The organism is Vibrio sp. 10N.222.52.B7 (assembly GCF_041474275.1).
Classification (GTDB): Bacteria; Pseudomonadota; Gammaproteobacteria; order Enterobacterales; family Vibrionaceae; genus Vibrio; species Vibrio crassostreae_C.
In genome coordinates this window covers 48,624-63,629 of the sequence record NZ_JBFRTU010000051.1, presented here as the reverse complement: position 1 = coordinate 63,629, position 15,006 = coordinate 48,624, and the positions used below count along the sequence as shown (strand labels likewise).

Annotated in this window: 14 protein-coding genes; 9 read left to right on the top strand and 5 right to left on the bottom strand. The window is 44.3% G+C overall.

Annotated elements, in window-relative coordinates; all coding sequences use genetic code 11:
- Positions 1–57: 57 nt before the first annotated feature.
- The 3 genes from AB4512_RS14330 to AB4512_RS14320 all read right to left on the bottom strand — a co-directional run bounded on the left by AB4512_RS14330 (position 58) and on the right by AB4512_RS14320 (position 3,297).
- On the bottom strand, positions 58–678 hold the full coding sequence (locus tag AB4512_RS14330; protein WP_017064486.1) for a LysE family translocator: 621 nt from the start codon (positions 676–678) through the stop codon (positions 58–60).
- A 166-nt stretch (positions 679–844) separates the two neighbouring features.
- Positions 845–2,131: a DEAD/DEAH box helicase gene (locus AB4512_RS14325; protein WP_019821956.1), complete on the bottom strand. Its 1,287-nt coding sequence runs from the start codon at positions 2,129–2,131 to the stop codon at positions 845–847.
- 182 nt (positions 2,132–2,313) lie between these two features.
- Positions 2,314–3,297: a GTP-binding protein gene (locus AB4512_RS14320; RefSeq protein WP_372175082.1), complete on the bottom strand. Its 984-nt coding sequence runs from the start codon at positions 3,295–3,297 to the stop codon at positions 2,314–2,316.
- Positions 3,298–3,848: 551 nt separating this feature from the next.
- Here AB4512_RS14320 and clcA point away from each other — a divergent pair.
- On the top strand, positions 3,849–5,255 hold the full coding sequence (clcA, locus tag AB4512_RS14315) for a H(+)/Cl(-) exchange transporter ClcA (RefSeq protein WP_136981891.1): 1,407 nt from the start codon (positions 3,849–3,851) through the stop codon (positions 5,253–5,255).
- 206 nt (positions 5,256–5,461) lie between these two features.
- A complete protein-coding gene (locus AB4512_RS14310; protein WP_372175081.1) occupies positions 5,462–6,442 on the top strand; it encodes a TDT family transporter in 981 nt (326 codons plus the stop codon).
- Between the two features lie 158 nt (positions 6,443–6,600).
- On the opposite strand, the gene hmpA is transcribed toward AB4512_RS14310, so the two are convergent.
- Positions 6,601–7,797: an NO-inducible flavohemoprotein gene (gene hmpA, locus AB4512_RS14305; protein ID WP_017062636.1), complete on the bottom strand. Its 1,197-nt coding sequence runs from the start codon at positions 7,795–7,797 to the stop codon at positions 6,601–6,603.
- 368 nt (positions 7,798–8,165) lie between these two features.
- Here hmpA and norR point away from each other — a divergent pair, with 368 nt between their 5' ends.
- Positions 8,166–9,758, top strand: coding sequence for a nitric oxide reductase transcriptional regulator NorR (gene norR / locus AB4512_RS14300; protein ID WP_017062637.1), 1,593 nt, complete (start codon positions 8,166–8,168; stop codon positions 9,756–9,758).
- Between the two features lie 89 nt (positions 9,759–9,847).
- Positions 9,848–10,207 carry a glutaredoxin gene (locus AB4512_RS14295; protein WP_017062638.1) on the top strand — a complete coding sequence of 120 codons (360 nt, stop codon included), beginning with the start codon at positions 9,848–9,850 and terminating at the stop codon, positions 10,205–10,207.
- Between the two features lie 109 nt (positions 10,208–10,316).
- Here AB4512_RS14295 and AB4512_RS14290 read toward each other — a convergent pair whose 3' ends face one another.
- A complete protein-coding gene (locus AB4512_RS14290) occupies positions 10,317–10,952 on the bottom strand; it encodes an OmpA family protein (protein WP_029235219.1) in 636 nt (211 codons plus the stop codon).
- Positions 10,953–11,210: 258 nt separating this feature from the next.
- Here AB4512_RS14290 and AB4512_RS14285 point away from each other — a divergent pair, with 258 nt between their 5' ends.
- From AB4512_RS14285 to AB4512_RS14265, 5 genes are all read left to right on the top strand, one after another.
- Positions 11,211–11,837 (top strand): thioredoxin domain-containing protein, encoded by a 627-nt coding sequence (locus AB4512_RS14285; RefSeq protein WP_017062641.1) that lies wholly within the window; start codon positions 11,211–11,213, stop codon positions 11,835–11,837.
- 76 nt (positions 11,838–11,913) lie between these two features.
- Positions 11,914–12,387 carry an FKBP-type peptidyl-prolyl cis-trans isomerase gene (locus tag AB4512_RS14280; protein WP_372175080.1) on the top strand — a complete coding sequence of 158 codons (474 nt, stop codon included), beginning with the start codon at positions 11,914–11,916 and terminating at the stop codon, positions 12,385–12,387.
- A 180-nt stretch (positions 12,388–12,567) separates the two neighbouring features.
- Complete coding sequence (locus tag AB4512_RS14275; RefSeq protein ID WP_017062643.1) at positions 12,568–13,158, top strand: TetR/AcrR family transcriptional regulator; 591 nt, start codon at positions 12,568–12,570, stop codon at positions 13,156–13,158.
- Between the two features lie 143 nt (positions 13,159–13,301).
- Positions 13,302–14,333: an NADP-dependent oxidoreductase gene (locus tag AB4512_RS14270; RefSeq protein WP_372175079.1), complete on the top strand. Its 1,032-nt coding sequence runs from the start codon at positions 13,302–13,304 to the stop codon at positions 14,331–14,333.
- A gap of 35 nt (positions 14,334–14,368) precedes the next feature.
- Entirely contained in the window at positions 14,369–14,989 is a 621-nt protein-coding gene (locus AB4512_RS14265) for a glutathione S-transferase family protein (protein ID WP_017064479.1), read from the top strand.
- Positions 14,990–15,006 lie beyond the last annotated feature (17 nt).

Sequence of the window (15,006 nt, the reverse complement as noted above, 5' to 3'; positions counted from 1 at the left end):
CTCGAGAAGGAGGAACGACCGAGTCGGGGATCTCTGCTCGTTGTAGGCTAACCAGAATTAGCTCACGAACAACCAAACACCAACGCCCATCATCAACGTACCTGCAATGCGGTTCATCAACTTAACATTGTCGGCTTTGCCCAGCATATGCTTTAAGCTCTTTCCGCCTGTCGCGTATAAGGTCATGCAAACAAACTCAGAAACCAGAATGATTGACACGAGAATGAACAACTGCGGTGCTAAGTCTTTATTGCTGTTAATAAAAGGAGGCAGCAAAGAAATCATAAACGCCCAGCCTTTTGGGTTCGCAATTGCAGTGACAAAACCTTGAACCACCAAGTCCCAATCATTGCTGACTTTTGTTGTTTGGTTGTCAGTACTGATCGCCAGTTTGCCTCTCGAACGCCACATCTGAACGCCTAAATAAAACAGGTAACCCGCACCAACAAATTTAAAGCCCGTAAATAGCCATGGGTAATTCAACATGATCGAAGCGATACCCAATACCGCGGCAATAGAAACCACAGCGACACCAGCCAGTTCACCGATCATCATCCATAATGTACGCTTGTATCCAACACTCATTCCAAGTGTCAACGCCAAAGTCATACACATACCAGGCGTGATTGACACGAAGAAAAACGTGGGAATAAAAGCCCAAAGTAGTGCGCTATCCATATTATTACCTTATCGACTTATTTTTATTTAATAGTTCTTGTTTCTTGATCGGGCTTGAAATGAAGCGAGGTTGAAACGAAGCAGTAATGACAATAAACAATATTGCGATCAATACAAACAAAAAGAGCCACATAACAGTGGCTCTTTTTCATTACCAACCGTAATTTTACTTACGACGGTTTTTAATTCGCTTCATCATAGTCAAACGACGTTCAGCGCTTGCTTGATCTTGTGGCTCTTCGTTCGCGTTGTTCTTACGACCCTGACGGTTTTTGTAAGCCGATTTAGTGTTCAGCTTCTCGATGTAAGCATCACGTTTCTTCGGTTCGTAACCCGGTTGTTCAACACGGCGAATACGTTGTTGAATCAGTTTTTCAACTTGAACAACAGTCAGCTCTTCTTCGCGGTTAACGAAAGAGATTGCGTGACCTTGTTTACCAGCACGACCTGTACGGCCAATACGGTGAACGTAATCTTCCGCTAGGAAAGGCATGTCGTAGTTAATTACGTGTGGTAAGTCTTCGATATCAAGACCACGAGCTGCAACGTCGGTTGCTACCATCACACGTGCTCTACCTTCTTTGAAATCATCCAAAGCACGACGACGAGCACTTTGCGCTTTATCACCGTGACAAAGTACCGCTTTAATACCGTCAAGCTTAAGCTCTTTAACTACATCGTTCGCTGTTTCTTTGTAGTTAACAAAAACAAGCACTTGGCGCCAGTTTTTACGACCAATCAGCTCAGAAAGCAGTTCTGTTTTACGCTCTTGATCCACTGGGTAAACCACGTGGCCGACAGTAGCAGCCGTTGAGTTTTCGCGCTCAACACTAATACGTTTTGGTTTACGCAGAATATCAACAGACAGTTGGTTTAACTGAGTAGAAGTCGTTGCAGAGAACATCATGATTTGCGGTGATGTTTCTACATCCAACATGATCTTACGAACGGCATTGATAAAGCCCATATCAAGGATACGGTCAGCTTCATCAAATACTAGAAATTCTAGGTTAGCAATAGACACGTTACCCGCTTCTAAGTGCTCTTCTAAACGGCCAGGTGTTGCAACCAAAATATCCACACCCAGTTCTAGTTGACGAACTTGTGAAGACATCTTGTTACCACCGTAAACCGCAGAAACACTTAGATCTGTGTATTTAACGTAGTCTTTAATGTTTTGAGCGATCTGCGCAGCAAGCTCACGAGTTGGAGCAAGAATAAGGCCGCGAGCCGTTCCTCTAGACGCCTTTTTACCGCTGTTCAAAAGGTGTTGGATAACAGGCAATGAAAATGCCGCTGTTTTACCCGTACCGGTTTGAGCAGTAGCAAAAATATCATGGCCTTTACGAGCCATTGGAATCGCTTTTTGTTGAATTGGAGTGAGTTTTTCATAACCACACTCAGTCAACGCTTTGACTAATTCAGGAGCAAAACCTTGAGAGGAAAATGACATTGTTACGGGTTCCTTAAGCAGACAGCCTACATTCTTATTTCAGCCGAGCACTATAAAGTAATTAGAGTGATTTATCTCACATTTATCGTGATATAACGCAAACTTTCTCATTTAATCTGGTGTTTATCCCGCCTTCAACGAGGTAAACACCAAGATCCTTGGTTCAAACAGCAAAAACAGGGCTATTTGATGCCACACAGCTTGAGTAGAATCTGCTCGAGATCGCCCCATGGCATGAGCTGCGAGTCGATCACTTCCAGTCGAGATTCAAAGCCATCAAGCGTAATTTCGTTCACAGACACGACTTGATTCGCCACATTGAATGCGTAGCAACCTTGGTCGGTGTTCACGACAGCTTTTACACGCTCGGCCGTTAGATCTGACAACATAGAGAATAGCGCATCGAAGTCGAACTTATGCTCTGCGCCAAACAACCAACCACAACTGAAATAGCCCTGTCCTTTATTCTCTTTACGGATGAAAGCTTCACCAGGAGGAAGTTGGAATTGAGGCTCTTGTTCAGCGTGATCGTGATGATGCGCTTCAATATGAGATGAAGCACTGCCGCATACTCTTTCAATGTCTAACACTTCCAATGGCACTTCACCATCGTGAATTAGCTTATGGAAGACTTTTGCTGGCGTTTGATCCGTCACCCAATCATTGAACACATCGATTTCTTCAGAATGAACAAGGTCAACCTTAGTACCAAGAATCACATCTGCACTATTTAGTTGATCATTAAAATTCTGATTCGATGTGTACTTTTCATTAGACAGATTTCGTGGGTCAACCAAACCAAGCGTCGCTTTTAAATCGACATATGGTGTGTACTGATCGGAAGTCAGTGTCGCTATAACCTGTTTAGGGTGACCAAGCCCTGTCGGCTCAATCAATAAACGGTCTGGCTTTTGGCGAAGTAAGGCATTAATACCCACTGACATAGGCACGCCCGCAGTACAGCACATGCATCCACCCGGCACTTCTTTAATCAAAGCGCCTTGATCTGTCATTAATGCACCGTCAATACCGATTTCCCCGAACTCATTAACCAGAACAGCCCAGTTTTCATTCTCAGGTTTATTTTTTAGCAGGTTCAAGATGGCTGTCGTTTTACCAACACCCAAGAAACCCGTAATGATGTTCGTAGGAACTTTTTTAGTCATATCAGTTCTCCTTTTTAAGGGAGTATATACTCAATCACCAAAAAGTTGACCCCAATCGATTGTTTACACTGAGATTCGTTAATAGAGGTTGGCGCGAAAATAATCAGAAGAGATAAACAGTAGAGGCAGAATGTGGAAATGGGATGCTCCAGACGAACTAAAGGCGTACTTACTCAGTACGCCTCACCCTCGTTACTCAATCGTGAGTTCGCGAATCAGGAAGCCTTAAATATCGACCTGAACATTTAACGAGGAACTAAAACTTTGTTTCTGAATCCATCCAAATTGTGTGTAAAACCTCACTTCTCCTTGCGGTTCGTTATGTTGCTTTACGATTTAACTATGGTTCATTTTTGGGGATATTCAAGCCGCCGCCAGAGAATCGATCAAAATTGTGACGGTGATTCCACTATTGACCATAGATTCCATTTATGTAACACGCACATTCCATAAATGAAATTCAACTTTTCATCTTTGTTGCTATAGGATATGCGGAGGAAGCGTATAATTTAATGCAACCCCGCCTTAACTCATTCAGGAAACTTATTTCTATGACCAGAAGAGAGAAAATTAAGCAGTCCTTATTAGCAAAAATGCCAAGGGATGCTATTAATCAATTTCTCTCAAGAGATAAGACCCCAGCTTCAGTTCTCTTTCTTTCTTGTATTGTCGGTGTACTTGCTGGCGTAGTGGGGACCTATTTCGAAGTCGCGGTTCATTTCATCACAGAAACTCGTACCGATTGGCTTAAAGATGAAATCGGTAGCTATTTACCCCTTTGGCTAGCCGCTTTCCTTATTAGTGCTGCATTTGCCTTTATTGGTTACTTCCTCGTTCACCGCTTTGCTCCAGAGGCTGCAGGCTCAGGCATCCCCGAAATTGAAGGTGCGATGGACGGTATGCGCCCTGTTCGATGGTGGAGAGTATTGCCAGTAAAATTTTTTGGCGGTATGGGCGCATTAGGCTCTGGTATGGTTTTAGGTCGAGAAGGACCAACCGTTCAAATGGGCGGCAGCATTGGTCGCATGGTCACCGATATCTTTCGAGTCAAAGATGACGACACTCGCCACTCACTATTAGCTTCGGGTGCCGCAGGTGGTTTAGCCGCCGCATTCAACGCACCACTGGCTGGCATCATGTTTGTAGTCGAGGAGATGAGACCACAGTTTCGCTATTCACTCATATCAATTAAAGCCGTCATCATCTCCGCGGTTTCAGCCAACATCGTTTTTCGATCAATCAACGGGCAGTCTGCCGTTATCACAATGCCTCAATACCAACCGCCTGAACTGGATGCTCTGTGGTTATTCTTGTTGTTAGGCGTGTTGTTCGGCATGTTTGGTGTGATTTTCAATAAGTTGATTACACTTTCGCAAGACCTATTTGTGGCAATACACAAGAATGACCGTAAACGCTACTTAATGACAGGTTCCCTGCTGGGCGGTTGCTTTGGCTTATTGCTGCTCTATATACCGGAGTTGACTGGCGGTGGTATTGGTATCATCCCGAACATCACTAATGGTAACTACAGCGCAAACGTGCTGCTGTTAATCTTCTTAGGGCGCGTGCTCACCACGCTACTTTGTTTCGGCTCTGGTGCACCGGGTGGTATCTTTGCACCAATGCTTGCTCTAGGAACGCTCTTTGGTTACGCGTTTGGGCTTATCGCGGCGGCATTCTTTCCTGAACTGAATATTGAACCGGGTATGTTTGCAATTGCTGGCATGGGAGCCTTATTTGCCGCCACCGTGCGAGCGCCTATCACCGGTATTCTGTTAGTTATTGAAATGACCAATAACTACTACCTGATCCTGCCGTTGATCATCACCTGCTTAGGTGCGGTAATCATTGCTCAAATGTTAGGTGGGCAGCCAATTTACAGTCAACTGCTTAACCGTACGCTGAAAAACGAAAAACTAAGACAACAAGATCTCCCTCAACAAGAGGAAGTACGTTAATTACAAATGACTCATGAAACAAAAGCACACATTCAACGTGCTTAATCTCCCGATTCCGTATCAAAATCAAAAAAGCAAACGTTAAACTTGGTATCATCCACTCAAAATTAGTTGAGTGCCCTCAAAATCTATTGATGGAAGACCTACACACTCTAACTAAGGCAAATAGTCCAATATTCTGTAATTAACTAAGTCGGAGCAAGTCGTTGAACTGGAGAAGATTAACCCAAGTAAAAAATGTGCCGCCATCTCAGGCGTCTTTAGCACTTGGCGTTATTGGGTTAGGACAAGCTTGGGCGTTATATATCCCGGGCATTGGTGAGATAATTCGTCCCTACCTCGCTGCATTCGGCGCGCTATTATTGCTGCCTGTTTTACTGCGCTATTTAACGAGCTTTAATACCTTCCTTAATGACATTCGCCACCCGTTAAGTGGAAGCTTGATGGCACCAATGAGCATGGCTTTACTGATTCTGTGCGACTATTTAGCCGAGATATCGCCAGCTATCGCCTACCCAGTTTGGTTCTGCGCGCTATTGCTGCACTTTACCATGATGGTGTTGTTCTTTAGTTTTCAGATCATCAACTTCAAAATGTCGAACATTGTACCGAGTTGGTTTCTGTATCCAGTCGGTTTGATCAGCAGTTCCTTAGCTGGCACACAGTTCGGGCACACCGTATTTTCAGAAACACTTGCGATCACTTGTATTGGTATCTATTTCCTTATGTTGCCAGTGGTGTTGTACCGCTTGGTGTTCGAAGGCAATCTTCCTCGCCGAGCAAGACCAACACTCGCTATCATGGCAGCTCCGGTTAACTTGTCTTTAGCCGCTTACTTGGTTAACTTCGACAATCCAGATCCGATTCTAACAGGCGCATTGTCTGGCATCGCCATCACCATGACACTATTGATTTACTTGTGTTACATCCGCCTAATGCGTTTGAAGTTCCAACCTTCAATTGCTGCCGTCACCTTCCCATCCGTGATCAGCGCTATTGCCATGCATCGTCTAACCACATTTTTCGGCGCGGAATACCCACAATGGTATTGGCTACACAAGTTTGGTTTCTTCGAGCTAACCATCGCCACCATTCTAGTGATTTGGGTTGCCGGTGGTTACGTAAAAATGTACTGGCCTGAGTTTTTCGATTCCGACTACATGTCCAAGAAGATGAAACGTTCTTAGATAGAAGCGAAAAGATCTTAGCTGAACCATCGTGTTCTGCAGTAGTCGATGATGTCAGACAAAACCAACCAAACCCAAAAAGGCCTCACACTGTGAGGCCTTTGAATAGGCAAGGTATTAATAGTTCAGGCGAGTGTTACTAGAAATGCCGAGACCTATTAGAAGTTAGCGTGAGGGCCGAATACTTCGTAGTGAACGCGTGAACGGTCAACTTTCATTGCATCTAGCTGCTCTACGATATTCTTCATGAAACCAACAGGACCACAGATGTAGAAATCGCTCTCTTCAAAGCCTTTAGTATCAGAGATAGACGCTAGATCCATTTGACCTTGATGCGTGTTTTCACATGCAGATTCATCTTTGTTCATGTACCACGTTTTCGCTTCCCAACCTTTGTCGGCAACAATATCTTTAACACGAGTCGTGAAAGAGTGTTGGCCTACGTTCTCACAAGCGTGAAGGTAAAGTACTGGCTCGTTTTTATCTTCCGTGTTTAGGAACTCAAGCATAGACTGCATTGGCGTTACACCAACACCTGCAGAGATAAGTGTTACTGGCTTGCTGCGCTCTTGATACATGAAGTCACCCGCTGGTGCGTATAGGCTAACCTCATCACCAACAGCAACCGTATCGTGTAGGTGGTTAGATACAACGCCTTGTGTCTCTTGGCCTTGTCCTTCACGTTTAACAGAAATACGGTATTGCTTGCCGTTTGGCTTATCAGACAGTGAGTATTGACGAATCTCGCTGTATTGAGAGCCTTCTGGTTTCACTTCGATACCGATGTATTGACCTGGTGTGTAATCCAGAACTTCACCGCCGTCTTTTGGCTGAAGGATAAAGCTTGTTACTAGCGCTGACTCTTCGATTTTGTCTGCAATCACAAACGCACGCGCTGCTTCCCAACCACCAACAGCTTGCTTACGCTGTAGGTAAAGTTCAGCTTCACGATCGATGAATACTTGCGCCAAGAATAGGTAAGCGGCTGTCCATGCTTCTTCCACTTCTGGAGTAAAGGCGTCAGCAGCTAGTTCACGTAATGTCTCAATCAGGTGCAAACCAACAATTTGGTAGTGCTCTGGTTGAATGTTAAAGCTTGTGTGTTTCTGAGCAATACGTTCAACGGCTGTTGTTAACGCTGCTAAATTTTCAATGTTCTTTGCATATGCCGCGATAGCTTCAAACAGTGCTACGCCTTGGCGACCTGTTCTTTGGTGAGTCATATTGAAGATATCTTTCAACTCAGGGTTATGCGTGAACATACGTTGATAAAAATGCTGAGTTAAAGCAGGACCTGCACTCTCAAGTAGAGGGATAGTAGATTTGATGATTTCGATATGTGCATTGTTAAGCATGAATTTACTCCGAACACTGAGCCTTATGACCTATATGTCATTTTGACTACTAAAAATTAAGAATGACTTATCGATTTTCTGAAACCTTAGTTATTTTTAGAAACTGAGTTATTTTGACTCGTTTTCATTTCAAAAAATCGCGAAACCTGATTAATGCAACCTGATTGATTGAGATCAAGAATAGTCTGTTTAATCAGCGCTATAATTGGGCTTCTCTGTATCTTCTGCACAATCAGTGCCAACTTTATCAATCCCCGTCATTACTGGTTTTCTTCTCAAAACTCATCTTATAAAAATGTCAAAAAGACCTTTTTTTTAAGTCAATAAGACTCTATTATGTAGATAAACACACACAGTTAGAGTTTTTTATGCAAGATATCTCCGCATCTACCCTCATGGAAATGACCATTGGCCTCGCAAGTGGTGTCAACGATCAAGATCGTTTCAATCGCCTGATCGATGCCATTCGCAAAACCATAACGTGTGATTGTGTCGCGCTTTTAAGCCTTCAAGGCGACACGCTAGTACCTATCGCAATGCAAGGGCTCAGCCGAGATACGTTCGGTCGTCGCTTTATCATTTCAGAACACCCACGGTTTGAAGAGATCTGCGCGTCTCGCTCTCCTGTTCGTTTCGATGCTGACAGCTCCTTACCCGATCCTTTCGATGGTTTGCTTATTGACCATGATGGCGATTTACCAATGCATGCTTGTATGGGCTTGCCTTTGCTATTTGGCGATAAGCTCTTAGGTATTCTGACTCTAGACAGCTTGAAACCTGATGTCTTCGCGAATATTCCGGCGCGTAACCTTGAAGTACTGGCAGCTATTGCAGCCTCAACCATGCAGATGGCACTGACCTTCTCGCAACTTGAGCATCAAGCAAAACAGTCAAAGCAATTACTCGAAGAATTGAACGTAGAAGCGTGGGAACGTGACGGCGGTGAGTTGATTGGTAACAGTGACACCATGGTCGCGCTTAAGAACGACATCGCTGTTGTAGCTCCATCTGAGTTTAATATCTTGATTCATGGTGACACCGGGGTTGGTAAAGAGCTTGTGGCTCGCACCCTGCACCACCAATCTCAACGTAAACGTAACCCACTCGTCTACGTAAACTGTGCTGCAATTTCTGAAAACTTAGTAGAGAGTGAACTGTTTGGTCACGTTCGTGGCGCGTTCACTGGCGCAGACAAAAACCGCTTAGGTAAATTTGCTTTAGCCGATGGTGGCACACTGTTCCTTGATGAGATTGGTGAATTGCCTTTGGCCGCTCAAAGTAAGCTCCTACGTGCGCTGCAAAACAACGAAATCCAACCGGTTGGCCAAGACAACATTCAAACCATTGATGTGCGAGTATTGGCAGCGACAAACCGAGATCTAAAACAAGAAGTTGAAGACGGTCGATTCAGAGCCGATTTGTACCACCGATTGAGTGTGTATCCTATCGCGGTGCCAGCACTGAAAGATCGTGGTGACGACATCAGCCTATTAGCGGGTTTCTTCTTAGAACAAGCGCGTCGTAAGCTTGGTATCAACCAAGTTAAGTTCCGCTCCGACGTTCTTTCTTTCCTAAACCGTTATGGTTGGCCGGGTAACGTGCGTGAACTTGAGCATGTGATCAGTCGTTCCGCATTGAAAGCGTTAGCGCGCAGCACCAATAAAAACCTGGTGACAATCACCAAGGAAGATTGTGGTCCTCTAGACCAAGATCAGCCAATTGCGACGACTCAGGTGAAAAACACACCATTATCGACACCAACGATCGACCTTTCTGCAGGGCTACGTGGTGCAACGGACGATTTTCAACGCAGTATCATTACTGAGGTGTTGGAAGATGCCAACTTTAACTGGGCACAAGCAGGGCGAGTTCTGAAAACAGACCGAGCAAATCTGACTCGACTGTCTAAGCGTTTAGGGCTAAATGTGGCTAAGTCTCATACGATCGAACGGACAAAATAGATATTAGCGGTTTGTTGCGAGCATCTGACAAAACTTGTGTATATAATGCTGCAAATTGTAACGCTAATTTTAAATATGTAGAGAGAGTTATGAAGTTTATCCGTTGGTTCTTAGGTCGTGTCATCTTGTTATTGAATTTTGTTTTCAGCCCACGTGGTGTGAAGCGTTCTCAAGAAGAACAAAGCAAAGTAAATGAGCAAGCAAAAACGCACACGTTATACCAATTCGAAGCGTGCCCATTTTGTGTGAAAGTGCGCCGCGCGATGAAACGTCAGTCGGTTCAATTTGAACTTCGTGATGCAAAAAACAACGAGCAACACCGTGCTGAGCTTGAAGCTGGCGGCGGTCGTGTGAAAGTGCCTTGTCTACGTATCGAAAAAGACGGTAAAACTGAGTGGATGTACGAATCTTCAGATATCGTGACTTACTTAGAAAAGCAGTTTGCATAAGCAATAAAGCAACAAAAGTCAGATACAAAAAATCCCTCGAATGTGAGGGATTTTTTATGTCTGTTATTTGGCGTTAATCGCTTCAAATTGGGCGCGAAAGTTCAAACGACTACTTCGTGACAATCAGCATCAATTCAACACGGCGGTTACACGCCTTGCCTTGCGCAGAAGCGTTCGTACAAGCTGGAACATACTCACCGAAGCCACGAGTATAGATGGAACGACTTGATACGTAGTTACTCTCTAATCGAGCCTTCACTTCTTTTGCTCGCTGCTCTGAAAGCGGATCATTGATTCGATCTGTGCCCGTGTTATCGGTGTGCCCTTCAATCACCACATCAATATCTTGGCGTTGAGCAAGGTAGCTGCCTAGCGTATCTAGCCATTGATTATACGCTGGCTCAGGGAATGCTGAACCTGTTTTAAAGTTCACGTGCTGCTCAAGCTTTACCATCACATGGTTACCCGGCAACACTTCAAAATCGATACGGTTTTGTCTTAAAAAGACTTCCAGTGGGTCGTTAGTCGAAACGCCACGTCCGTAGTTGGTCGTGATGGTTCTGTGTTGATGAGTGCTACTCTGGATAGAGTACCCACGATTGCTTGCTACATGAGTCGTTTGAACCACACCCCATTCAGGATGCATCAAGTCGTAATCGGTTTGTGGTGCAGTCTCTAGCATGTCACCGCCAAGTAAGTCAGTTGGTGACGTGGCTTCACACCCAGCCAAAGCTATGCTTAACATTATCGCTAAATATCTCATTACTTCACCAACCACTCATGCAGATAAACCATTCACTAATGTCTATATCGGCACCGAGGGAAAAACTTTAGACCAAAAGAAAGCAGAACCCAAAAAAGTGCTGTTGATCACAGTTAACCGTCTACTAGCTTGTCTTCAGCCGCTAGTTCGAACTGTTTGCATTTATTTACCTTATAATTGTTTTCCAATTCGTACTAAATAGTTAGAATCTCACGACTTCTCAACGCTAGAGCAAACATTATGTTTAAACCATTTACTAAATTCATCACAGCACTCGCTGCCGTACTCATTATCGCGGGTTGTAGTGAAACAGACGAGCCACAAAAAGGCGTTCAATACGAAGCGCTTCCTACTGCTCTAACAGAATTTAACTTGTCTCCGATCACTGAAATCTTCTCTCTTAACTGTGGTCACTGCCGTCAAATGGAAAGTGCCATTCCAGAGATTGAATCTCTAACAGACCAAACTATTGGCAAGATGCACGTGACGTTCAACGAAAGCGCTCAAATCAGCGCAATGATCTACTACACAGCAGTGATGCAGCTTGATGCGACGCCTGACCACGCATTCATGGACGACCTATTTGGTGCCGTTCAAATGGGTGCAGATGCAACACCTGAGCAGCGTCAACAAGCACTAGAGACAGCGTTTACTTCTCGTGGTTTGGTTAGCCCATACCAGCTGAATAAAGAACAGCAAGTCGCTCTTTTCGACTACGTTAAGCAAGCAGAAGAGATCTCAGTAAAAGGTCAGATCAACTCAGTACCAACCTTTATCATCAACGGTAAATACCAAGTACTAACAGCAGGTCACCAAGACGTTGCTGGCATTGCAAAAACGATCAACTACCTTTTGACTCAACCATAATCACGGCTTTAGTCAACTGATTAACACATTTTGTATTAACTACGAAATTCAGCACTCAATATAAATAGGTTTTACTATGTCTAAATTTGTCATCCCGGTCATTGTCTTTCTTTTGGCGGGTTTCATGATTTACCGTACTTGGACGAATCATAAGTCTGGCGGAGAAAACTTCGAACAAGGCCAACAATTTCTAATTGAAAACGGCACTAAAGAAGGCGTGATTACGACTGAAAGCGGTCTTCAATACCTTGTTCTTGAAGAAGGTACAGGCACAGAGCACCCAACTAAGAACAGCAAAGTAACGGTTCACTACCACGGTACGCTAATCGACGGCACTATTTTCGACAGCTCTGTAGAGCGCGGCGAGCCAATCTCATTTGCTCTTAAGCAAGTAATTAAAGGCTGGCAAGAAGGTTTGACTTACATGGTTGAAGGCCAAAAAGTTCGTCTATTTATTCCAAGCACTCTAGCTTACGGTAAAGGCGGTTCAGGCCCTATCCCACCATCATCGACTCTGATTTTTGATGTAGAACTCATCTCTATCAAATAATCGAAGTGATTGATTTAAGCCCCAACATACGCGCTATGTCGGGGCTTTTTTATATCTGAACATTTGAAGCCTCTTTAGATATTGAGCTATTTAGCTATTTAACTACTGTAACAACGACCAAATATACCCTCGAAAACCGACCACTAGACGACTGGTCTAATTTAACTTATAGTACTGCCCATGAACGAAAAAACGAATGACACACGCCTGCATGTTTTAGATGTTGGCTACCAATTAATAGTGAACAACGGCTTTAACGGCGTTGGCTTATCGCAATTGCTTAAAGAAGCGGACGTGCCGAAAGGGTCGTTTTACCACTACTTTAAATCGAAAGAGCAATTTGGCGAGGCTCTGATCCAGCACTATTTTGAGACCTACATCAGCAGAGTTGAAACTATTTTGGTTCATGGTGAAGGCAACCATTACCAGAGAATTGTCAGTTATTTCACTCGATGGTCACAGATTGAAAACGGCACCTGCAATGCTCATAAATGCTTGGTCGTTAAACTCAGCGCGGAAGTTTCTGATCTTTCTGATCCTATGCGCCAAGCGCTATTAAAGGGTGCAGAAAAAGTGACGAATACCATCGAACAGTGCATTGTCGGCGGTATTGAAGATGGCTCCATAAAGGTTGAAGAGAGCCAAGAAGCAGCTCAGAACCTATACTCAATGTGGTTAGGCGCCAGCTTATTGAGCAAGCTGAGCCAAAGCTCACATAGCTTACAGTCAGCTTTGAGCCTTACCGAACGAATTTTAAAAGGTGAAAGCTAATAACGCGCAGCGCGCTTTATTGGCTTTAACTTAAAAAAATCACCCGCCCTCTTATCAATTTGATGACGGCGGGATTTTTAGACAACAAGACTAGACGACTGGTCTAATTCTAAATGTATAAAATACACAATTAAGGACATCCAATGACTCAACAAGACAATCGCCGAATCGTATTGGCTTCTCGCCCAGTTGGCGCACCGACTCAAGACAACTTCCGTTTAGAGACAATAGCTGCGCCAAGCATCAAAGACGGCGAGATGTTACTTCGCTCAGTTTACCTTTCTCTAGACCCCTACATGCGTGGTCGTATGAGCGATGCTAAATCTTACGCAGACCCTGTCGAGATTGATGAGGTGATGGTTGGCGCAACCGTATGTCAGGTTGAAGAATCAAACCACGCTGATTACGAAGTTGGCGAATGGGTACTGGCTTACACAGGTTGGCAAGATCTTGGTGTGTCTAACGGTGAAGGCCTAATCAAACTAGGTAAAGAACCAACGCACCCTTCTTACGCGCTTGGCATCATGGGTATGCCTGGTTTTACTGCTTACATGGGCTTGCTTGATATCGGCCAACCTAAAGAAGGCGACACGCTAGTCGTTGCAGCAGCAACAGGTGCTGTAGGCGCAACCGTTGGACAAATCGGCAAACTAAAAGGCTGTCGTGTTATCGGCGTTGCAGGCGGTCAAGATAAGTGTCAGTACGCGAAAGAGATTCTTGGCTTTGATGAATGCATCGACCACAAAGCTGACGACTTCGCGGAGCAATTGGCTAAAGCGTGTGACAACGGCATCGACGTTTACTTTGAAAACGTTGGCGGCAAGGTATTCGATGCAGTAATGCCTCTGCTTAACACAGGTGCTCGTATTCCTGTGTGTGGCCTTATCTCTCAATACAATGCGACTTCACTGCCTGAAGGACCAGATCGTATGTCTAGCCTGATGGGTATGCTGCTTGTTAAAAGAATTAAGATGCAAGGTTTCATCATCTTTGATGACTACGCACACCGTTACAACGAATTTGCTGTTCAAATGACAGAATGGTTGTCTCAAGGCAAGATGCACTATCGTGAGCACCTGGTTGAAGGTCTAGAAAATGCGCCACAAGCATTCATGGGCCTATTGGAAGGTCAGAACTTCGGTAAGCTTGTTATCAAAACGAACGAAGCTAAATAAATTCAATAAACTGAACCCGTTAACTAGGTAGAATCATGATTACTTTGCATCACCTGAATAAGTCGCGCTCAAAGCGCATCATCTGGCTATTGGAAGAGCTTGGGGTAGATTACCAAATCAAACCCTACCAACGAGACAGTGTCACTTTTCTTGCACCACCAGAACTCAAATCCATTCACCCATTGGGTAAATCTCCTGTCATTGAAGACGATGGCGTCGTGATCACTGAATCTGGTGCTATCACGGAATACCTAATCGACAAATACGGTCAGGGTAAGTTCGCACCTACACGCGGCACCGCAAACTACGTTGAGTATTCGCAATGGCTTCACTTCGCTGAGAGTTCAGGTATTTTGCCAATGCTGCTTAAGATCTTTGTAATGAAGGACGGCTGTGAAACTAACTTCCTAGGCGGTTATGCAGACGATGAAAACCAAAAGATCCTCACTTACGTGAATAATGCACTTGAAGGTAAAACCTACTTGGTTGCAGACACACTAACAGGTGCAGATTTTATGATGTCGTTCATCGTAGAAATCGTGGGTAACTTTGGTGCAACTGCGCTTTACCCTAACATCGCTAAATACGGTGAACTTTTAAAGAGCCACCCTGCTTACCAAAAAGCTGAGCAAGTAGAGCTAGAACACTCGAACTGATCGAGTTTCACTCAAAC